The sequence below is a fragment of the Colwellia sp. F1 genome (assembly GCF_056238625.1).
Genome location: NZ_JBWDLI010000001.1, coordinates 293,545 through 315,161, shown reverse-complemented (window position 1 = coordinate 315,161; position 21,617 = coordinate 293,545). Strand labels below are relative to the sequence as shown.

Annotated in this window: 15 protein-coding genes; 9 read left to right on the top strand and 6 right to left on the bottom strand. The window is 39.1% G+C overall.

The genetic code is table 11. The features are described from left to right. Position 1 precedes the first annotated feature (1 nt). The 8 genes from prc (at position 2) to AC0UA9_RS01345 (ending at position 14,532) form a co-directional block, all read left to right on the top strand. The gene (gene prc / locus AC0UA9_RS01380; RefSeq protein WP_475655941.1) at positions 2 to 2,191 is read left to right on the top strand and encodes a carboxy terminal-processing peptidase; all 2,190 of its coding nucleotides are present in this window, start codon (positions 2 to 4) and stop codon (positions 2,189 to 2,191) included. A 363-nt stretch (positions 2,192 to 2,554) separates the two neighbouring features. Continuing rightward, positions 2,555 to 4,042: a Na+/H+ antiporter NhaC gene (gene nhaC / locus AC0UA9_RS01375; RefSeq protein ID WP_475655939.1), complete on the top strand. Its 1,488-nt coding sequence runs from the start codon at positions 2,555 to 2,557 to the stop codon at positions 4,040 to 4,042. A 63-nt stretch (positions 4,043 to 4,105) separates the two neighbouring features. Further along, entirely contained in the window at positions 4,106 to 6,709 is a 2,604-nt protein-coding gene (gene pepN / locus AC0UA9_RS01370; RefSeq protein WP_475655936.1) for an aminopeptidase N, read from the top strand. 88 nt (positions 6,710 to 6,797) lie between these two features. Beyond that, complete coding sequence (locus tag AC0UA9_RS01365; RefSeq protein WP_475655934.1) at positions 6,798 to 7,013, top strand: DUF2835 domain-containing protein; 216 nt, start codon at positions 6,798 to 6,800, stop codon at positions 7,011 to 7,013. Positions 7,014 to 7,432: 419 nt separating this feature from the next. After that, a complete protein-coding gene (locus AC0UA9_RS01360; protein ID WP_475655932.1) occupies positions 7,433 to 9,508 on the top strand; it encodes a DUF1302 domain-containing protein in 2,076 nt (691 codons plus the stop codon). A gap of 11 nt (positions 9,509 to 9,519) precedes the next feature. Beyond that, on the top strand, positions 9,520 to 10,929 hold the full coding sequence (locus tag AC0UA9_RS01355; protein WP_475655930.1) for a DUF1329 domain-containing protein: 1,410 nt from the start codon (positions 9,520 to 9,522) through the stop codon (positions 10,927 to 10,929). Between the two features lie 250 nt (positions 10,930 to 11,179). After that, positions 11,180 to 12,142, top strand: a complete 963-nt coding sequence (locus AC0UA9_RS01350) for a WD40/YVTN/BNR-like repeat-containing protein (RefSeq protein ID WP_475655927.1) — start codon at positions 11,180 to 11,182, stop codon at positions 12,140 to 12,142. A gap of 53 nt (positions 12,143 to 12,195) precedes the next feature. After that, positions 12,196 to 14,532: an efflux RND transporter permease subunit gene (locus AC0UA9_RS01345; RefSeq protein WP_475655925.1), complete on the top strand. Its 2,337-nt coding sequence runs from the start codon at positions 12,196 to 12,198 to the stop codon at positions 14,530 to 14,532. Between the two features lie 68 nt (positions 14,533 to 14,600). Here AC0UA9_RS01345 and AC0UA9_RS01340 read toward each other — a convergent pair whose 3' ends face one another. The 5 genes from AC0UA9_RS01340 to AC0UA9_RS01320 form a co-directional block, all read right to left on the bottom strand. Beyond that, positions 14,601 to 14,795, bottom strand: a complete 195-nt coding sequence (locus AC0UA9_RS01340) for a hypothetical protein (RefSeq protein ID WP_475655923.1) — start codon at positions 14,793 to 14,795, stop codon at positions 14,601 to 14,603. Positions 14,796 to 14,846: 51 nt separating this feature from the next. Then, positions 14,847 to 15,599: a M15 family metallopeptidase gene (locus AC0UA9_RS01335; RefSeq protein WP_475655920.1), complete on the bottom strand. Its 753-nt coding sequence runs from the start codon at positions 15,597 to 15,599 to the stop codon at positions 14,847 to 14,849. 55 nt (positions 15,600 to 15,654) lie between these two features. Then, positions 15,655 to 16,032 carry a Spx/MgsR family RNA polymerase-binding regulatory protein gene (locus AC0UA9_RS01330; RefSeq protein ID WP_475655918.1) on the bottom strand — a complete coding sequence of 126 codons (378 nt, stop codon included), beginning with the start codon at positions 16,030 to 16,032 and terminating at the stop codon, positions 15,655 to 15,657. Positions 16,033 to 16,399: 367 nt separating this feature from the next. Next, complete coding sequence (gene pta, locus AC0UA9_RS01325; RefSeq protein WP_475656174.1) at positions 16,400 to 18,505, bottom strand: phosphate acetyltransferase; 2,106 nt, start codon at positions 18,503 to 18,505, stop codon at positions 16,400 to 16,402. A 151-nt stretch (positions 18,506 to 18,656) separates the two neighbouring features. Beyond that, the gene (locus AC0UA9_RS01320) at positions 18,657 to 19,901 is read right to left on the bottom strand and encodes an acetate/propionate family kinase (RefSeq protein WP_475655916.1); all 1,245 of its coding nucleotides are present in this window, start codon (positions 19,899 to 19,901) and stop codon (positions 18,657 to 18,659) included. A 179-nt stretch (positions 19,902 to 20,080) separates the two neighbouring features. Here AC0UA9_RS01320 and yfbV point away from each other — a divergent pair, with 179 nt between their 5' ends. Next, positions 20,081 to 20,554, top strand: a complete 474-nt coding sequence (gene yfbV, locus AC0UA9_RS01315; protein WP_475655914.1) for a terminus macrodomain insulation protein YfbV — start codon at positions 20,081 to 20,083, stop codon at positions 20,552 to 20,554. Between the two features lie 116 nt (positions 20,555 to 20,670). Here yfbV and rlmA read toward each other — a convergent pair whose 3' ends face one another. After that, positions 20,671 to 21,522: a 23S rRNA (guanine(745)-N(1))-methyltransferase gene (gene rlmA / locus AC0UA9_RS01310; protein ID WP_475655912.1), complete on the bottom strand. Its 852-nt coding sequence runs from the start codon at positions 21,520 to 21,522 to the stop codon at positions 20,671 to 20,673. Between the last annotated feature and the right edge of the window lie 95 nt (positions 21,523 to 21,617).

The window sequence follows — 21,617 nt, the reverse complement described above, 5'->3', positions numbered from 1 at the left end:
CATGCAAAAAATTTGTCGTATAGCACTTGCCGTATCTTTATCGGTAAGCTTTTCAATAGCGAGCTACAATGCTTTTGCATTTGCTGATAAAGCGAAAGAGTTAGTATTACCAGTGCTGGCTCCTGAAAGCCAACACGTCACAGCAAGTAAGCGTATTACAGCAAGATTCACACGTGGTCATTATAAAAAAATAAAAATTGGTGATTCACTTTCACAGGCAGTATTTGAACGTTTTATTAAACAATTAGACTATTCACGTAATATATTTTTAGCAGCAGATATTGCTCAATTACAAAAATATAGTGAAGGCTTTGATGATGTTTTCGCCCATGGAAAACTGACAGCTGCTTATGATATTTACAATTTAAATATGAAGCGTCGTGTCGAACGTTACGAATATGCACTCGAGTTACTTAACTCAGAGGTGATCAGCACCTACCCAGAAGACGAAAAATCTAAAAACTCACCGTTTGACTTCAATAAAGATGATGTTTACTTTTATGATCGCGAAGATGCCCCCTGGGCAGAGTCAACGGTTGAACTTAACAAATTATGGAAAACAAAAGTTAAATCAGACGTCTTAAATTTATTTTTAACCGGCAAAGACTGGCCTAAAGCAAAAGAAATACTAACAAAACGTTATAAATATGCGATCAAACGTGTTAAACAAAGCGAAAGTGAAGATGTTTTTCAATTGGTCATGAATAGTTTTGCACGCGTTGTTGAGCCTCACACCTCGTATTTATCGCCCCGCAATGCTGAACGCTTTCAAATGGAAATGAATTTATCATTAGAAGGCATTGGTGCAGTGTTGCGCGCAGAAGAAGATTATACCGTTATACAAAGTGTTGTTAGTGGTGGGCCTGCTGATCTATCAAAAGGCTTAAAACCTAAAGACCGTATTGTTGGCGTAGCACAAGCTGATAAAGACTTTGAGGATGTTATCGGTTGGCGTTTAGACGATGTAGTTGAAAAAATTAAAGGCCCTAAAGGCACTACCGTTCGGCTTCAAGTGTTGTCAGGTGAGTCTGACGATATTTCAGAAATTAAAGTCATTACCATTGTCAGAGACAAAATAAAATTAGAAAACAAAGCAGCAAAATCAGCAATTTACTTTAAAGATAGCGGCCTTGAAAAAACTGAAAATAAAGACAGTGTTGATGATAGCAGTGCTAAAACAGACAAGAGTAAAGCTGAGGTTACCGCTAAAGTTGCGACAGATAAAAGTGGTGAAAGGTTAGGGGTCATTACGATTCCCAGCTTTTATAATAATTTATCTACTGACGTAAAAAAAGAACTTGAAAAACTAAAAAAACAAGCAGTGCAGGGCATTATTATTGACCTGCGTGGTAATGGTGGCGGCTCTTTACCAGAAGCCACATTACTGACAGGTCTATTTATTGATAAGGGGCCAGTGGTACAAATTAGAAATGGTGCTAACCGAGTTGATGTTCACCAAGATACCGATGGTATTAGTTATTATGATGGGCCGTTAACCGTTATGGTTGACAGATATAGCGCCTCTGCCTCTGAAATTTTTGCTGCTGCTATTCAAGACTACGGCCGCGGTATTATTGTAGGGGAGCATACCTTTGGTAAAGGTACAGTACAGCAGCACCGCGGTTTAGGGCGTGTCTATGACTTGTATGAGAATCCCCTTGGCAGCATTCAATACACTATCGCTAAGTTTTACCGTATTAATGGCGGTAGCACACAACATAAAGGCGTTGTGCCTGATATTGCCTTTCCTACTGCAGTAGACCCAGAAGATTGGGGCGAAAGTAAAGAAGAAAACGCATTGCCTTGGGATCAAATAAATAAAGCAGACTACGTTAAATTGCATGATGTTAGTGATGATATCAGCTATTTAACATCTTTGTACCAAGCGCGAATTAAAGATAACAGCGAATTTAATTACTTACTTGCTGATATTGAAACTTACAAAGCCGAAAAAGATGACAAATCTATTTCATTAAATATAACCAAGCGTAAACAAAAGCGTGAAGAGCGAAAACAAAAACGCCTCATAAGAACGAATAAGCGACTCGTGAGTATGGGGAAAAAACCAGTGGAAGATTTAGAAGATTTACCAGAAGCGTTAGATGAACTTGATCCGTTTTTAGATGAAACAGCTCGCATCACCTTTGATTGGGTTAATTTAGGTAAATTAGCTAAAAAACAACCCATATAAAATAGTAATGTGTAAAATAAAAAAGCCGCCCTGAGGGCGGCTTTTTTACTTATAAATTGGCTATTCTTAACAAATTAATAAACAATATATAGATAACCTTAGCTCGGCCTAATAAGCGTATCTCTAGTAGCTATTTTTCCTAACGCCATTGTTAAACTTACTTGCAATAGCCGCGCTATTGCAGAGAAATTGGCTTTGAATTAAGAAAACTGTCAAGCTAGCGTGTTGTATAAAGTAATGTTAATTATTTCAAGTCAGTGAAAATAGCTTAAGCTGAGTACAGGTTAGATACCGAGAAATAAAATGCCAAGATTAAAACTTAATATTAATATAAAAACTATAATAAAAGGTTAGTTGCCCCGTATGTCAAATCAAGCGCCTCTAAAAAATAAAAATTCACTAGACAGAAAAGAACCCAGCATGCTCGATTCCGTTATTCCTTTGATCGCACTGGTCATCATGCTTACGGCTTCAGTTTCCTACTTTGGTGATAATTCATCTTTTGGGCCAAATCAAATAGCACTTTTGCTGGCTATGGGAGTGGCGATTGTAATAGGCCTGAAAAATGGCTACCAATGGGCTGATATTGAAAAAGCAATTATTAATGGTATTTCCATTTCACTTGGCGCCCTGCTAATACTGCTCGCAGTTGGTGCATTAATCGGCACTTGGTTATTGTCTGGAACAGTACCAACAATGATTTACTATGGCTTGCAAATAATAGATCCTAATTGGTTCTATGCCGCTTGTTGTATTGTTTGTGGTGTTGTTGCTATGAGCATCGGCAGCTCTTGGACAACGGCAGCAACTGTAGGGGTTGCTTGTATTGGTATCGCCAATGGTTTTGAAATGTCTAGTGCGGTTACGGCTGGTGCGGTTATTTCAGGGGCTTATTTTGGTGACAAATTATCTCCACTTTCTGAAACAACAAACTTAGCACCCGCCGTCGCAGGCAGTGAGTTATTCGCCCATATTCGTTACATGTTATGGACGACCATACCTTCAATTGTTATTGCGTTAATTTTATTTTTAATCATAGGTTTTAACCATTCAACTAACAGTGGTGAAGGCACAGACAGTATTCAAGCATTAACAGCCACTTTAGCGTCTACTTACAACATATCAGCCTTAAATTTAATCCCGTTATTTATATTACTTGCCTTAGCCTATAAAAAAATGCCAGCATTTCCAGCGGTTGCCATTGGCGCAATTATTGGTGGTATTTGGTCAGGTATTTTTCAACAAGAATTAATTATGACTATAGCACAAGAAGGTATTACCAATAGCACGGCTTACGTTACTGTGATCTGGACTGCTTTTTTTGATGGGGTTGTGGTTAATACCGGCAACGAAGAAATTGATAAGTTATTAAGTCGTGGTGGCATGTCTAGTATGCTTAATACTGTTTGGCTAGTGATGTGTGCCTTAAGTTTTGGTGCAGTACTTGAGCGTCTTGGTATGTTAGCGAAGTTTGTTAAAACCATATTAAAAACAGCTAAATCTATTGGTAGCTTAATAAGTAGCACCTTAGTGACTTGCTTTGGAACTAACCTAATTACTGCGGATCAGTACATGGCTATTGTCATGCCAGGTAGAATGTTTAAAGAAGAATATCAGCGCCGCGGGCTTCACCCTACCGTACTGAGTCGCACACTAGAAGACTCTGGTACCATCACCTCGCCGTTAATCCCTTGGAACACCTGTGGGGCGTTTATGTTTGGTGCATTGGCTCTAAGCTCTTACGACTATATTTTTTATTGCTTTTTTAACTTAATCAATCCTTTTATCGCAATCTTATATGCATATACAGGCTTTAAAATTAAAAAGCTTGATCTTGCTCGTAATGATTAATAAATCTTACTGAATTTACCCGTACTAGGGTAACGTTATCCACATTTGATAGTTGGACATTTTATGACTGAACATGCAGCACATTTTTTAGCAGATTACCGCCCATCACCCTTTACCATTGCAACGGTCGACTTAACAGTTAACTTAGACGATACGCAAACGCAAGTTACCAATAAAATGACGGTGACTCGCCAAGGTAAGCACAACGACGCCTTAGTGCTCAACGGTGAGCAACTAACCTTACGATCTATTGCTATTAACCATGTAGTGTTGTCACCTGAGCAATATCAATTAACAGACAATAGTTTATCGTTGACAACAACGGAAAATAATTTTGAACTTACTATTGTTACCGAAATTAATCCTGTTGAAAATACTGCATTAGAAGGTTTATTTAAGTCAGGCAATGCTTTTTGCACACAATGTGAAGCTCAAGGATTTCGACGCATCAGCTATTATTTAGACCGACCAGATGTCATGGCCATTTTCACCACAAAAGTTATTGCAGATAAAAATTTATACCCTTATCTATTGTCTAATGGTAACGTTATTGAGCAAGGAGATCTTGATAATAATAAACACTTTGTCACCTGGCATGACCCCTTCCCAAAACCGAGTTATTTATTTGCAGTTGTTGCCGGTGATTTTGACCTACTAACGGATACTTTTACTACGTGTTCAAACCGTGAGGTTGCCTTAGAGATTTTTGTGGATAAAGGCAATTTACACAAGGCGGAACATGCCATGGCGTCGTTAAAAAAATCAATGGCGTGGGACGAGCAAACGTTTGGTTTAGAGTATGACTTAGATATTTATATGATTGTTGCCGTCGACTTTTTTAATATGGGCGCAATGGAAAACAAAGGCTTGAACGTTTTTAATAGTAAATATGTCTTAGCAGATAAAAACTGCGCAACTGATAGTGATTACTTTAATATTGAAGCAGTTATTGCCCATGAATATTTCCATAACTGGACCGGTAACCGAGTTACTTGTCGTGATTGGTTTCAACTGAGCCTAAAGGAAGGGCTCACTGTTTTTCGTGATCAACAATTTAGTGCCGACATGCACTCAAGCGCGGTAACGCGTATTCAAAATGTTCGGCTATTACGCTCGCAGCAGTTTGCTGAAGATGCAGGCCCAATGTCGCACCCTATACGCCCTGAAAAAGTATTGGAAATGAATAATTTCTACACTTTAACTGTTTATGAAAAAGGCGCTGAAGTTATCCGCATGCTGTATACCTTGTTGGGGGTAGATGGCTTTAGGGCAGGGATGAACTTATATTTTGAACGTTTCGACGGTATGGCGGTGACTTGTGATGATTTCATTGATGCGATGAGCGACGCTTCAAATAAAGACTTAACACAATTTAAACGTTGGTATAGTCAATCAGGCACGCCATCAATAAGCGTCAGTGAAAGCTTTACTCAAGAAAATGATACTTACCGCTTAACCTTGGCACAACAGTCACCTATAACAACAAAACAAGTAGCGCCTAAGGCACTGCATATACCAATTAAACTTGAGTTGATCACAGTAGAAAATGGCTTAACAACCGTACAAGAGCATTTGATTGAATTAACGCAAGATATGCAAAGCTGGGATTTTAAGGGGATAAAAGCAAAACCAACCCTAGCAGTATTAGCTGATTTTAGTGCCCCGGTAAAAGTCAATTTTGCTCAAGACGAGCAAGACTTATTTACCATAGTGGCTAAAGCAAACAATAGTTTTTGTCGATGGGATGCGGGGCAAAAACTCTTAATGTCTTATATTAAATCGCTTACTTTAGACCCTAACTTCGTCATACCCCAACACCTTTTAACCTGTTTTACTGGTATTTTAACCGCAGATGAAGACGCCGCCTTTATCGCTGAACAGCTAGTATTGCCGAGTTTTGATGAGTCGGCCGACAGTATTGACCAAGTGTGCCCAGCCAGTTTAGTGAATGCCCTAGAAAAGCTAACATTATTTATTGCAAAAGGAATAGAGCAACCTCTGTTAGCAAGGTTGCATGGTTGTCAGGCTGTTTTGCGAAGTGCTAACGCTGAAACAGCGAATATTTCAACGGCAGAAATTGTGGCCAATAAAGCTTTAAAAAATGTTTGCTTGCACTATTTAGCCTCATTGGAGCAGCACGAAGCGCTGGTTGAGCAGCAATTTAACACAGCAGACAACATGACAGACTCACTGGCGGCCTTACATTGCAGCGCCAAATATAATTTAGCAAGCTTTACCACGCAAATGCAGTTATTTGAACAACAATGGCAAGAAACACCGTTAGTGATGGATAAATGGTTCTCCTTATCAGCTAGCCTCGTTAATGACAATATCTTTAACCGTTTAGCCCAATTAACCGAGCATCCATTATTTAGTTTGAAAAACCCTAATAGGGCGAGATCACTAATTAATGCCTTTGTCATGCACAACCCAAAGTATTTCCATTGTGCATCAGGTAAGGGATACGCGTTTTTAGCAGATAACATAGCAGCGCTTAATGACATCAACCCGCAAATAGCCTCTAGGTTATTAACGCCGCTAATTCAGTTTAAAAGTTTTGCTCAGCCTTATAGTGACTTGATGAAAGCACAGTTAGCGCGCTTGCAATTATTACCGAACCTGTCAAATGACCTAAAAGAAAAGTTAGATGCAGCACTAACCCTATAAATATTTATAACCTAAATCTATTAATATTAAACCTGGCCGGTGTACGCTGAATCAATACCCGGCCTACTTATGAAAGAATGAAAGTCGCATGAAATATTATTTTTCATTAAATATTACAAAAACAGAGTTCCTCCCTTATTACCGTGGTGAAATTCAGTCTATTGTTGTCACGACTAACTTAGGTACTACGGTTAAATTTCCAGCAATGCACTTACGTAAATACATTACATCAGGGGGTATTTATGGCCACTTTTGTTTAGAAACACAAAATAATAAGTTTTTATCATTGAAAAAATTAAAATAAAGAAAAATAATTTCAACAGAACTAGAGTAATAGCTTTAAACGGTGGTCTGACCATTAAAGTGCTTGTTTGCTGCTGATTTCTTTTATAAACAAGCGGTATTTCATTAACTTAGTTCAAATATATTTTTCTGAGTTTTTTATTTTTTAAACGCACGTTTGAAACGCCTGACAGTTATTGTACTATAATGAATGGCAAATCATTAAAATACAGCGGTTTAACGTTTGTTTTTACACTTGCTACCTAATGAAAATGATGCAATTATTGAATAACTGTCAAATTGAGTTTTAACTTTTACATTTGTGGTCTATACATAAAATAATAATTAACAACTTTAATTTTATCAAAACTGTACTCTTTCAATCTTTAATAAAAAGATTACATTAAAATTATTTGATTCGCTTCAGGGGAGAGATAGAATATGAACAATAACCCTCGCAGGTTTTATAAAAAACCTATTGCCGTTGGTATTGCCGCAGCACTTTCAATGACATTACTAGGTGCAACACTTAATAATGCGCAAGCAGCAAGGTGGAGCTTTGGTGATGTTGATGTCAGTTTTGACTCGACATTTAGTGCTGGTTCAAGTTGGCGGACTGAAAACCGCAACTGGAATGACAATGTTGCTAAAGTCAATAACCCCAATAATGGCTTTGATTTTAGTAACTACAATGCCGTATTTAATGCCAATCCAACCAAAGAAACGCTTTGGCAAGGCCAAGGGGGCTATTCTTCTAACGGTGATAGCGGTAATTTAAACTTTGATGCAGGCGAAGCTTTCTCACAAATTCTTAAAGGTACACACGAATTAGACGTTCATTATGATGGTATGGGCGTTTTTGTGCGTGGTATGTATTACTACGACTTTGCTATGATGGACAGTGATAGAGATTGGAATAACCCTATTAGCGGGCAAGCCAATGACCCTTGTAATGACAGTGAAGCAAAAAAACAAGTTTGTACTGATATTCGCTTACTTGACGCTTATGCTTACGGTAACTTTGACATTGGCAATATGCCATTTTCAGTACGTGTTGGCCAACAAGTGATTAGTTGGGGTGAAAGCACTCTGATAGGTCATGGCATTAGCGAAATAAACCCAGTTGATATCGCCAGACTTCGAGCGCCAGGCGCTGAACTTAAAGAAGCTTTTATTCCCTTTGGTGCGGTGTGGGGCTCTTTAGGTATAACTGAAAACATTAATATTGAAGCCTTTTACCAATACAATTGGGAAAAAACCATTTTACCACCACCAGGCAGCTATTTTTCCACCAACGACTTTGCCGGTGACGGTGGTAACCATAATAATGTTCAATTAGGCTTCTCTGGCAACCCAGACATAGATGTATATACGTTAATGGCGGGCTTAAACCAAATCGGCGACTTGTTAAAAACAGGGGCTATGGATAGCGCATCCGCAGCGCAAGCCTATTTAGCGTACCCAACGAAAGTAACTCTACGTTCTCCAGGCGAATCTGCTGAATGGCAACCAGAAGACGGTGGCCAATACGGTTTACGTTTATCTTTATATTTACCTGAACTCAATGACACTGAATTAAGTTTTTATTACGTCAACTACCATAGTCGCCGTCCATTATTCTCGGGGCAAACAGCAAACTTTGGCGCAGAATCTATTGGGCAAGATCTTGCTTATCTCGCAGGTAATACTATCACAGAAGATAATCTTTACAGCCTTAGCACTTTCTCCCAAGTGAAGCTCGCGTACCCTGAAGATATTAAAATGTATGCCATGAGTTTTAATACTACCTTAGGCACAACTGCGGTTGCAGGTGAGGTAAGCTATCGTCAAGATGAACCACTACAAATTGATGATGTAGAGTTGCTATTTGCTGCCATGCCGCAGCAATTATATAACGCAGGGTTAAGAGACGACTTAAATAATGTGTCCCAATTAAATAACCCTCAAACAGGCCAACCTTTTGGGCCTTCAGAGGTTGCCAATGGCTTTATCTTATCAGATACAGTGCAAGCGCAAATGACCATGACTCACTTATTTGGTCCGACCCTAGGCGCAAGTCAGCTTGTTGGCTTAGTTGAAATAGGTGGTATAAACATCAATGATATGCCAGATGAAAGTGTATTGCGCTTAAATGGCCCAGGCACGGCCAGAAATGGCGGTGTCGCTGCAGCGCCTGGTTTAGAGCTAGGCTTACAAGATGGCGTAGAAACAAATCCATTCCCAACGGCATTTGCTTGGGGTTATAAGGTGGTAGGTAAACTTGAATACACCAACGTTTTTGCCGGTGTTAATTTAAGTCCACGTGTTGTGTTTTCACATGACGTTGATGGAATAACACCTGATCCATTATTTTTGTTTATTGAAGATAGAAAGTCGGTTGCTTTAGGTTTGAGCTTCGATTACCAAAGCACTTGGAAAGCAGATATAAACTATAACAGCTTCTTCGGCGGGGTTGGTACGACTAACCAAATGGAAGATCGCGATTATGTGTCGCTTAGTATTAGTTATTCAATTTAGGAGAAGTGACAATGATAAACAAGCAAACGTTGAAGAAAACGACCTTAAATCCTTTTTCTGTTAAGAAAAAAGCGCTCTTATTAGCCATATCAGTTGCACTGACGTCTGGTAGTGCCTTCGCCAAAATTTCAGCAAAAGATGCTGAAAAGTTAGGTAATGAACTCACCCCAATGGGTGCTGTGCAAGCAGCAAATAAAGACGGTTCAATCCCTGCTTGGACAGGCGGTATTACGAAAGCGCCGGCAGGATATAACGTGGGTGATCATCACATCGACCCTTACCCTAATGATAAAGTGCAATATACTATTACAGCCAGCAATTTGGCTGAGTACAAAAATTTATTAACGCCCGGGCAAATTAAACTTTTTGAGACTTACCCTGAAACATTCAAAATCAATGTTTACCAAACCCGCAGAAGTGCTTCGTTTCCTGAGCACGTTTATAAAGCAGTAAAAACCAACGCAACAAAAGCAACCTTGGTTGAAGGCGGTAATGGTATAAAAAATACCGCGGTGGGTATTCCGTTTCCAATACCTGAAAACGGCTTAGAAGCTATTTGGAACCACATTGTTCGATATCGTGGTGAAGCGCTAGTGCGACAAGGTGGACAAGCAGCGCCAACAGCATCAGGCAGCTACACATTTGTTGGTTTTGATGAGGAGTTATTATTACCATATGGCGTTAAAGGGGTAACACCTGCTGAGCTTGAACAAACCAATATTTTATTTAAATTTAAGCAAAAAGTAACAGAGCCTGCACGTTTGGCAGGTACCGCTTTACTAGTGCATGAAACCATGGATCAAATAAAAACGCCACGTCAAGCATGGACATACAATACAGGACAACGCCGAGTAAGACGTGCGCCCAATGTAGCCTATGATGCACCCGGTAGCGCCTCAGATGGTTTAAGGCTTACCGATGATTTTGACATGTATAACGGAGCACCTAATCGCTATAACTGGACATTAAAAGGCAAGCAAGAACTACTGATTCCTTATAATGATTACCGTTTACACAGCGATAAGGTTAAATATGATGAAATTCTTCATGCCGGCCATATTAACCCTGACTTAGTACGTTATGAAAAACACCGAGTTTGGGTAGTTGAAGCTAACTTAAAGGACAACACCCGTCATACTTATAAAAAACGTGTTTTCTATATTGACGAAGATAGCTGGCAAGTTGCTGTTTCTGATATTTATGATAACCGAGATGAGTTATATCGCGTAGCTGTTGCTCATGGTTTAAACTATTATGAAGTACCAACACAGTGGTCGACACTTGAGGTTTACCATGATTTTCAGTCAAGACGCTATATTGCGATGGGGTTAGACAACGAAGCAAAAATGTATGACTTTTCTGTTGAGCTTGAAGATAAAAACTTTACACCAGCAGCATTAAGGCGAGAAGGTAGAAGGTAATAATCTTATTTACTTAACAAACGGCTGGCAGATGTCAGCCGTTTTTGTTCTACACTTTGATATTTATGTTTCCCTGATGCTCTTTAATTGTTATTGACAATTTTTGTCATTATTTGCTTTTTATACTGTTTTTTAATTTTTGTGTACTTACTTTTCGAGAATTTCAACGATGCGCTATATTTCCTCACCTCTTACTACTATATTACTGTTATTTTCATTAACCCCCATAGTTTTTGCGGGTGAACCATCGATGAAAAGTACTCAGGTAATAAGCACCAGTTCTTCTGTTGAAGCTCGTTTAGCGAGCAAGTCATTATTATTAGATATTACTACAATAGGACCTAATAAATTAGTTGCGGTTGGCGAGCATGGGCATATTTTATTGTCGAGTGACACCGTGAATTGGCAACAAGCAAAAGTGCCAGTACAAACAACGTTAACCAGTGTCTTTTTTATTAATGACAAACTCGGTTGGGCTGTTGGTCACGACGCTGTTATTTTAAATACAGCTGACGGTGGTTTAACCTGGCAAGTACAACAATACAAACCAGCATTAGAAAAACCTTTACTCGATATAGTGTTTAAAAACTCAACAGACGGGATTGCGATTGGCGCATATGGTCTTGTTTTTAGAACAGCCGATGGCGGTAAAACGTGGCAAGACGAATTTCATAGTGAATTCCTTTTACCTGACGACGCACAATATCTAGCTGAATTGAGAGCAGAAGATGAAGCGGCTTATGCCGACGAAGCTGCTTTTATTTTACCGCACTTTAACCGTCTAGTACTCGATGGCAACACCTTATATATGGTGGGTGAAGTGGGTTTAATTGCTCAAAGTAATGATTTTGGGCTAACTTGGCAGCCTTTTGATGAAATATACCAAGGATCTTTTTTTGATATCGCAAGCACTCCACAAGCTAATTTATTAGTGGTAGGTTTACGCGGCCATGTTTTTAACAGTGAAGATAAAGGTGCTTCATGGCAACAAGGTCAAACAAATGTTACCGCACTAATTAACGATATTGTGTTAAGTGAAGATAAACGTATTTTTTTACTAGGCAATAACGGTACTTTACTTGAAAGCGTTGATAACGGAAAAAGCTACCGTTTAAGACCGCAAAAAGACGGCAAAGCATTGATTGCAGGTGTTTGGTTTAACGGGCAATTAGTTGCTGTTTCGGGTGTTGGTGTAAAGGTTATATCTTTATAAGCCTAAACCATAATAATAATTAATAGTTAAAAGAATTTGGGTTGTAAAATATTATGAAAACTTCTTTCGCACAACACATAGAAACCACACTGTTTCGTCACAAGTTAGTTGTCTTGTTGATGTTTGTTTTGGTCAGCATATTTCTGTTGTTTCAAGCGTCACAGATAAAGCTAGGTGCTTCGTTCACTAAAAATATTCCGTTAAATCATAGTTATATGAAAACGTATTTAAAGCATCAAGAAAACTTTGGTGGCGCTAATAATATTTTAATTTCAGTTTGTAACAGTGATGGTGACATTTTCAACGCCAATTTTTTTCAAGCATTAAAAGGCGTTCATGATCAGCTATTTTTTATTCCAGGTGTTGATCGCATCCAAGTAAAGTCTTTATATTCTCCAAGTACGCGCTTTGTTGAAGTTGTTGAAGATGGCTTTGCTGGCGGCCCTGTTATACCGGCTGATTTTCAACCAGACGAGCGTGGTTTAGCGGTAGTTAAAGGTAATATTGAAAAAGCAGGTATTGTTGGCAGTATTGTGGCTGATGACTATAGTTGCGCAATGGTGAAAGCGTCATTACTTGATTTTAACCCTGATACAGGGGAAAAACTGGATACGTTAACAATAGCTACTCAACTTGAAGAAGAAGTTCGCCAACCCTTTGAAAAAGATAATATCACGGTACATATTATCGGCTTTGCTAAAATGGTGGGTGATGTTGCAGATGGCGCTAAAGGTGTGGTTGGTTTCTTTCTAATTGCCATAGCAATTACAGCAGTAATGGTATTTCTATTCTGTCACTCAGTTAGCCTAACCTTATTACCTATTGTTTGCTCTTTAGTGGCCGTTATTTGGCAAATGGGCATGTTGTCTACCTTAGGCTTTGGCCTAGACCCTATGTCAATTTTAGTACCATTTTTAGTGTTTGCTATTGGGGTTAGCCATGGCGTGCAAATGATTAACTCAGTGGTTAAACAGGTGAGTTTAGGCTTGTCTAGCCAAGCTGCAGCGCAAGCAAGCTTTAGGGCTTTACTTATTCCAGGTGCTATTGCGTTACTGTCAGACACTATTGGTTTTATGACCTTACTGTCTATTGATATTGGGGTCATTAGAGAATTAGCCATCACAGCGTCACTAGGTGTTGCTATGATCATTCTTACTAATTTAATTTTGTTACCTCTTTTAGTGTCTTATTTAAAGGTAACCCCAAAAGATAGAAAAAATCATGCGGGTAACATTAGTGAAAATAGCTTTATTTGGCGTTTTATGGCCAGTTTCGCTACGAAAAAAGTTGCGTTTTTTATTTTAATTTTTACGGTACTGCTTTACGGGGCAGGGCTTTTTAATTCACAAAATCTTAAAATAGGTGAGCTACATGCAGGCGCACCAGCCCTACATGAGTCGTCTCGTTATAATCAAGATACGTTTTTAATTACTGACCGCTATGCTATTAGTGTTGATTACATGTCGGTGATAATCGAAACGACGGCTAATGCTTGTACTGGTTATGAGGCAATGAATACCATAGATAGATTCCAATGGCGCATGGAAAACGTTCCAGGTGTCCAATCTGCCGTGAGCTTGGCTTCTATCTCAAAAGTGGTTAATGCGGGATATAATGAAGGTAACCCCAAATGGCGTGTTATTCCTCGTAATCAGCAAACTTTAGTGCAATCTATTGCCCGCGTGCCATCGTCAAGTGGTTTACTCAACAGTGACTGTAGTGTAATGCCGGTAATTTTATTTTTACAAGACCACAAAGCTGACACAATTGAGCGCGTTGTCGAGGAAGTAAAACGTGCAGCTAAAGAATTGGGCAATGAGCAATTACAATTTAAACTAGCCTCTGGTCCTGTCGGTGTCATGGCAGCGACAAACGAAGCGGTAGCAAAAGCGCAATTACCGATGATGATATACGTATACGGTGCAGTGATTATTTTATGTTTATTAAGTTTTAGAAGTGTAAGAGCAACCATAGTGGTTGTATTGCCACTCTATATTGTTTCAACCTTAGCGCAATGGTTGATGGCAGTTCTTGATATTGGCTTAACCGTCTCAACATTGCCGGTAATCGCATTAGGTGTGGGTATTGGTGTTGATTACGGTATTTATATTTTATCTACCATGAACAACGAATTGAAAAATGGCGTGAATGTGCAAAACGCGTATCTTGCCGCCTTGAAAGAGCGTGGTAGTGCGGTGTTAATTACTGGTATTACCCTTGCCATTGGTGTTTCAACTTGGTTCTTTTCTGCTTTAAAGTTCCAAGTAGATATGGGGATACTTTTAACCTTCATGTTCTTAGTAAACATGTTAGCAGCGGTTATTGTTCTACCGGCCTTGGCAGCCTTCTTATGGCCAAACAAAAAAGCTAATGGTGAGTTCAAGCGTTAGTAATACTTGATAAATCATTTTAATAAAGCCTTTAGCACTTGTGCGCTAAAGGCTTTTCTTTAGTGTCATTACCGCTTTGATTTGTGTTGCTCAAAAGTGGGCATTTTATGCTCAGACTGCTGTGTACGAGGCAAAGTTTCTTTGCGATCATTTAACCCTTGCGCCCGCATTTTATGCTGGCTGCTTTTATAAAATGTAGTAAGGTTACCAATAAGTAGGGCAATGGTTACCCCTATAATTAATAGCGCTAGCCAAGTTTCCATTGTTCATCCTCTTTGTGTTTTTGCTCTTTACTTTAGGCGGCATAAATACGACTAAAGGGGTAGGTTTATGTTAGTAATATAACGTTTAAATATGTCGGGTAAATGTTTAAGAATAGTATCTTTGCCGGCAATGTCTACTGTCAATAATTGTGCTTGTAGTAAGGCTACGCTCAAGTGGCATTGGTATTGTTTCGCGACCGGGGCGTAAGACAAATGCCAAGGCTCTGCAGCAATACCACCGCGAAAACGGTTATAAGGAAAATAAAAACCGTGTTCACTCGCATGTGCTGTTAACCAAGAAGAGAGCTCTGCCATAGGGCCCGCAGCGGCATATTCCCATGGCTCTAATTGTAGCGGGCTATTCCCTAATAAATTTGGTGCATAAATGTCAATATCACAGCCCCAGTGGTGTCGGCTGGCACCTGGCAGCGCAGAGAATAATAAAATTGCCTCAATTAGCTCTTGTTCAGACAGCTGATTAATATTGACAATTTTACCCTCTATATCTTTAATGGCAGTGCGGCCTAAAAATTTGTTATTCCAAATAAGTAGTTGTCGTTCAAATGAACGAAAGCCGCTAGCAATTTTAATATTAATACCCGCCGCCGCCGCACTTTTTACTAGCGCGTTATAATCACTTAGCATCATGTGATGAATACCCACTTGCTTTGCATGGGCGACTGGTGTTGCATTAGCTGGCTTGGGCTTTAAAAACGCTATGTGATCATCAGTTAAGCCTAATACTTGTGCCGATAATACATTTTTGATGTCTTGCTTTAGGGTGTTATGAATTTTTTCTGACATAAACCGCCTTCAATTGTTCAAGTTAATGTGCGCTATTGGCTCGTAAGTATGTTACTTAACAGTTATTGAAAATCTCTTGGTAAAGCTCAGCTTTAAAACCTAAATGTAGTTGTGGCTTTGGTGCATTTAATGTTTCTATTAATAATAAAGGACGCTTTAATAAGGTTGGTTGTGCTAATACTTGTTCAAAAGCGATGTCATCGGTGAGATTGTTTTTAATGTCATCACTTAAATTACGGTAGGTGGTACTGCGTTTATTAAGTAAAGTGCTCCAGTCATTTAACTGTACAAAGCGTGTTAACAGCGCCTTGGTTATTGGCTGTTTTTTAAAATCATAAAACTGATGTTCAATATTATTGGCAGCAAGCCATTTTAATGATTTTTTAACAGTGTCGCAGTTATTAATGCCATAAAGGGTTATTGTTTTAGTCATAATATTTTTGTGTTGGTCTATTTATTTGGGGTTTAGTGCTTGTGAGCTACAGCTGACAAGCACTAATGATAAATGGTCAGTGATAAACAACAAGCTATATTTTGAATTATTTAATAAGCGCAAGTACTTTAGACAACTATAAAACTTTTCGACGGTTAAATGCTTGGCGCTAGCAGCACAACTTTTAGCGTTGTTATTTTCCTCGCTTTAATCTCAGTAGTACAGGAGTATCCACAAATGCTGTTAGCATCCCTGTGGATATCCCTGTGCGCAAACACCCATCGTTGAGTTAAGCTACTGATTTGAATGTAGTTTAATGGGTTTTTGACGTGTGTGCTTTTTTTAGCTTTAAAGCGTCCACTTAGTATTATTGTGTTGCTTGGATAGCTGTTAATGCAATCGTATAAACAATATCGTCAACTAAAGCACCTCGTGATAAGTCATTCACTGGCTTATTCATACCTTGTAACATTGGCCCAATACTGACTAAATCAGCAGAGCGCTGTACGGCTTTATAGGTTGTATTTCCGGTGTTAAGATCCGGAAAAATAAAGACAGTCGCTTTACCCGCTACCGGACTGTTAGGTGCTTTTTTCTTAGCAACACTCTCCATGATGGCTGCATCGTACTGTAATGGGCCGTCTATGATTAAGTCAGGCCTTTTTTGTTGTGCCAGTTTAGTTGCCTTGGTTACTTTTTCCACATCTGCGCCATGCCCTGAGCTACCTGTGCTGTAACTGATCATAGCGACACGTGCCGGTATACCAAAAGCAACAGCAGAATCAGCAGACTGTATAGCAATGTCAGCGAGTTGTTCAGCATTAGGCTCTGGGTTAATTGCACAATCACCATACACTAACACTTGCTCTGGTAACAACATGAAAAAGATAGACGAGACTAATGAGCTATCTGGGGCTGTTTTGATTAATTGCAAAGCTGGTCTGATAGTATTGGCGGTGGTGTTAACAGCACCAGAAACTAACCCGTCAACTTGACCTAGTTGTAGCATCATGGTGGCAAGCATGACATTGTCTTGTAGCATTTCTTTAGCAATGACTTCGGTTAAGCCTTTGCTTTTGCGTAATTCAACTAGTGGGCTTATATAATTTTCACGAATATTTTCAGGGTCTGTTATTAATAAATTATCTGGTAAATTAATACCTTGCTGTTCAGCAATGCGTAATATTTCTTCTTTATTCCCTATTAATTGGCAGCGTGCTATGTTTCGCTCACAACAGATTGCTGCAGCTTTAATGGTACGAATATCAGTACCTTCAGGTAATACAATTAATTTATTTGCTTGTCTGGCAAGTTCAGTTAACTTATGTCTAAAGGCTGGTGGAGAAAGTAGGTAATTGGCTTCAAGTTCCGCAGAAAGCTGGGTTATCCAATCTTTGGACAAATTATCAGCCACATGCTGCTTTACTTTTTCCTGGCGCTGAATGTCATCTTGTGGAATTTCCGGATTGAAATTCATAATATGGCGAGACGTCTGCCAGGTGTCCCATGGTACTGATAATACGGGCAAACCCGAGTCTAATGCTTGTTGGCATAACTCCCATACCTGCTTTGATGGTTCAAAACCATTGGTTAACACCAACGCACCTAATTTCGTGCCGTTTAACGCGGATAAACAGGTTGCGATAATAATGTCAGTGCGATCGCCTGGGGTCACAATTAATCGACCTGGTACTAAATAACTAACCAAATTACTAACACTTCGGGCGCAAAAAGCAACACTACGAAAGCGTCTATGCTCCATTTCACCTTGGTGGATAACTTTGGCCTCTAAGTAGTTACTAATATCCATAATACGGGGGGCAACCAAGTCTATTTCCCAAGGAATAGCACCTAACAAATCAAAATTTTTGTTGTTAAATATCGACAGCTCTTGCCACGGTGTGATATCAAAATTGGCATTGATTGCTTCTTCTGTAGGTAATAAACCAAATTCATCTTGGTCTGGAGAATTTAGTTTATTGATAATACAACCCAGTAAACGTTGGTTTTTTGTGCCCCCGTAGGTTTCTGCGCTAACTTCTAGTCTTTCTTCAAACGCTTTAGCGGAATCGTTGCCTGGTGCTGCCACTAAGACAATATTTGCACTTAGCGCGCGTGCAACATCTCGGTTAATACGTCCAGCGTAAGGTTGTCTTGTGGTGGGGACTAAGCCTTCAATAATTACAACTTCATGATCTTTTTTAAAGTCATCGAAGTTTGCCACAATTTCTTCTAAAACCACATCGTGCTCACCGTTGGCCATTTTCTCTTCAAAATGGTTCAGAGAAATACAACGACTATTTTGTGAAAGACTAATAGCCTCAATGGCTTGATCTTTTTTGGCTAATGAGTTTCTTGATGGTTGACTAATCGGCTTAAAGTGGCCAACTTTAATCCCTTTTTGTTCACAGGTATGTAACAAACCAAGGGCAACGCTGGTTAGCCCCACACCAGAGCCAACCGGAATCAGCATAATTCTATGAGATTGTATTGGCGCAGTGCGCGTTTTTGTTGCTGGTATGACTTCGGGTTGATCAATTTTTGACATTGTTTATTCTCTTAAATTCTTTTGGTGTTATCTGACTCGCCGCACCATTGTTCTTCATAAAAATGCCCAACAACGGTTAGTTGAGCAATTGAGCCGATTGCTGCGCAATCACTAATTCTTCATTAGTTGGGATAACGAAACAAGCTCTAGAAGAATCTGTGGCAATATTGCCATTTGCCCCAAAGCGAGTCGCTTGATTTTTTTCTTCACAAACATAAAAGTTTAATAAGCTTAGTTGTGCAATAATTTGTTGTCTAACCCAAGATGAATTTTCACCAATACCGCCGGTAAAAATTAGCCCATCTAATTGCTGTAAACTCGCACTATACGAGGCGATTTTTTTAGCCATCCGGTAACAAAATACTGTTAATGCTAGTTTGGCCTGTGCAGATTGCTTATGATGCTTATCAGCCATGGCAGTTTCCAAAGCACGACAGTCATTACTTAATTGAGATATGCCCAGCAAACCACTTTTTTTGTTCAATAAGTTATCAACTTGTTCTAGTGTATAGCCTTGTTGCTCGACAAGATGAAAAACTATGCCCGCATCAATATCACCACTGCGAGTGCCCATGACTACTCCCTCAAGTGGAGTCATGCCCATGCTGGTATCAACACTTTCACCATTTTTTATTACGGTAACACTACAGCCATTGCCCAAATGGGCGCTGATCAAGTTGCATTGTGCTAACGGTTTATTCAGTTGTTTCGCCGCTTGATTAGCAACAAAATAATGACTTGTACCATGAAAACCATAGCGCCTTATACAATGTTCACTATAAAGCTCATAGGGCAAGCCGTAGATAAAAGCCTTTGCAGGCATGGTTTGATGAAAAGCGGTATCAAAAACCGCTATTTGGTGTAACGCTGGAAACGCTTTTTGACAAGCATTAATGCCAATTAAATTAGCCGGGTTATGTAATGGAGCAAGTTTTGCCAGTTTGGCAATACTTTCTTTCACCTCATTATTAATTAAGGTTGGCTGAGAATAATGTTCACCACCATGTACAACACGATGACCGATAGCGCTAATAGTTTCAACTAGGTCTAATGAATTTAGCTTTGTTACCAAAGTATTTAACGCTTGCTGGTGATCAAAAGGGGCAGATAAGGTACTGGTTTCAGTTTGACTTTGGTTATCGATGTCATACTTTATTTTAATACTTGCTTGTGGTGTTGATAAACACTCCGCTAAACCGGATAAAATATTGCTACCGGAGATAGGATCAATTAATGAAAACTTAACGGAAGAGCTACCACAATTAATGATTAAAATTGCAGTGGAGCTGGCTAGATTTGGTGCAGGTGTAGGCTTATTCATAATGACGTTAAAGATAGATTATTGCTAAATTATTAATGTAGAACGAGTATACCTTTATTGTTGACAACAAAGGTTGATTTAAGGCAAAAAATCAATAAAATTTATATTTTTAACAAAACATTACAAGCTTGTGCCTGTACTTACTTCTCCAAATTACTTAAAAGTGCTATAATTTGCTGATGAACTTATCTGTAGTAGAACTTATAAAACTAGGCCAAAGGTACAGTGAACTTTGGCCAGAAAAGGCTGAACTATCGCAGTACTTTGCTGACTATCGTGCCGTACAAAGTACGCGTTTTGTTTGTCGTTACTTTCCAGCCTTAGCTTTATTTACTGTTATTATGCAGCTTTATTTTGCTTCAGGCTTATTCTCGGGGGCAGGAAGTATTACTAATGCCATCAATGCATTACCCCAAGGGTTGGTTTATGGCGTGTTTTTACTGTCAATTCCCGTACAAGCGTTGGTAATGCTTGGAGTGAGAGCTGATAAGTTTTTACCGCCGTCACTAGCTTCTTGGTATCGCAGTGGTTTAGATAAGGCGAGAGCGCAAGGTAATAGCAATAAACTTAAAGAGTTAGCTATTGCTAACCCAAGATATATTGATTTAGCTCAGCTTATACAACTTACTTTTTCAGCGCGAAACTCGCAATAACAGTAGTTTTTGTCTTAAGAGAGCAGCTTCCTTCATCACTTGCATATAATCACGTGTATATATTAGTGCGGCATTAGCCACTTGGCCCTGGTTTTGTTGGCCGTATCTCTATGTTGCTATTGACTCCCTGGTTTTTGATACAAACGTAAAACAAAATCTGCTTGGCAAGTGAAGTTGGTCATGCTTTGTAGTTGCTCTAGGGTTTCTTTAGACGCTTTAAACGCAAAAGGGGTCATGGCGAGCAAATTTAAAAGATCATCGCTGTTTGTAAAGTGCATCGGGTAGGTTAATCTTTGCTCTTCAATTAGGGTTAAATTTTCAATCGGGTATTTATTGGTATCGTGCTGATTTGCTTGTTGGTAAATTAACGCTTTTAATTCAAAGAGGTGCTGCTCTGCAGGTGTTACTGTTAAAAGATAACCGCCATTTTTTAGTATGCGAGTAAACTCCGCTTCTAAAATGGGTGCATAAACACTAATAAGCCAAGCAAACTCATTCTCACTAAAACTTAAATTTGCTAATGTGCCAACGCTAAAATGGCATGCTTTATAGCGTTTGGCTGCTATTTTTATTGCTTCTTTTGCAATATCAACACCATAAACGGTATTTGAATTCGTTTTATGTTGGTGGGTATAAAAACCTTCACCGCAGCCTGCATCAAGCACTGGTGCGTTTTGTTCAGCATATTGTTGGTAAAGCGCTAGCATTTTGTCAACCAAGGGTTGATAAAAGCCTTGATCAAGAAAAGCACGTCTGGCGTTAACCATCGCTTTATTATCACCGGGTGCTTTTGAATGTTTAAACTGTACCGGCAATAAATTAACATACCCTTGTTTTGCTTGATCAAAACTATGATTATTATTACAACGATAAGTTTTGTTAGCGAGCGTTAATGTTTGCTGACAAAGGGGGCAACAATAGTTGGCTGCAAGCGAGCTTACTAACGGGTTACTTTCTAATTGAGACATAACTTACCTGTAGCACTAAATACGGTATAAATTAAACAAAAACACGGTAAATAGTGCTAATAATTAAAGTAAAATTAAAGATTAAAGTACATAAT

Bases quoted from the DNA above. Each gene is read 5' to 3' on its own strand.
- prc (WP_475655941.1), top strand. From the start codon at position 2: ATGCAAAAAATTTGTCGTATAGCACTTGCCGTATCTTTATCGGTAAGC.
- nhaC (WP_475655939.1), top strand. From the start codon at position 2,555: ATGTCAAATCAAGCGCCTCTAAAAAATAAAAATTCACTAGACAGAAAA.
- pepN (WP_475655936.1), top strand. From the start codon at position 4,106: ATGACTGAACATGCAGCACATTTTTTAGCAGATTACCGCCCATCACCC.
- AC0UA9_RS01365 (WP_475655934.1), top strand. From the start codon at position 6,798: ATGAAATATTATTTTTCATTAAATATTACAAAAACAGAGTTCCTCCCT.
- AC0UA9_RS01360 (WP_475655932.1), top strand. From the start codon at position 7,433: ATGAACAATAACCCTCGCAGGTTTTATAAAAAACCTATTGCCGTTGGT.
- AC0UA9_RS01355 (WP_475655930.1), top strand. From the start codon at position 9,520: ATGATAAACAAGCAAACGTTGAAGAAAACGACCTTAAATCCTTTTTCT.
- AC0UA9_RS01350 (WP_475655927.1), top strand. From the start codon at position 11,180: ATGAAAAGTACTCAGGTAATAAGCACCAGTTCTTCTGTTGAAGCTCGT.
- AC0UA9_RS01345 (WP_475655925.1), top strand. From the start codon at position 12,196: ATGAAAACTTCTTTCGCACAACACATAGAAACCACACTGTTTCGTCAC.
- AC0UA9_RS01340 (WP_475655923.1), bottom strand. From the start codon at position 14,795: ATGGAAACTTGGCTAGCGCTATTAATTATAGGGGTAACCATTGCCCTA.
- AC0UA9_RS01335 (WP_475655920.1), bottom strand. From the start codon at position 15,599: ATGTCAGAAAAAATTCATAACACCCTAAAGCAAGACATCAAAAATGTA.
- AC0UA9_RS01330 (WP_475655918.1), bottom strand. From the start codon at position 16,032: ATGACTAAAACAATAACCCTTTATGGCATTAATAACTGCGACACTGTT.
- pta (WP_475656174.1), bottom strand. From the start codon at position 18,505: ATGCTGATTCCGGTTGGCTCTGGTGTGGGGCTAACCAGCGTTGCCCTT.
- AC0UA9_RS01320 (WP_475655916.1), bottom strand. From the start codon at position 19,901: ATGAATAAGCCTACACCTGCACCAAATCTAGCCAGCTCCACTGCAATT.
- yfbV (WP_475655914.1), top strand. From the start codon at position 20,081: ATGAACTTATCTGTAGTAGAACTTATAAAACTAGGCCAAAGGTACAGT.
- rlmA (WP_475655912.1), bottom strand. From the start codon at position 21,522: ATGTCTCAATTAGAAAGTAACCCGTTAGTAAGCTCGCTTGCAGCCAAC.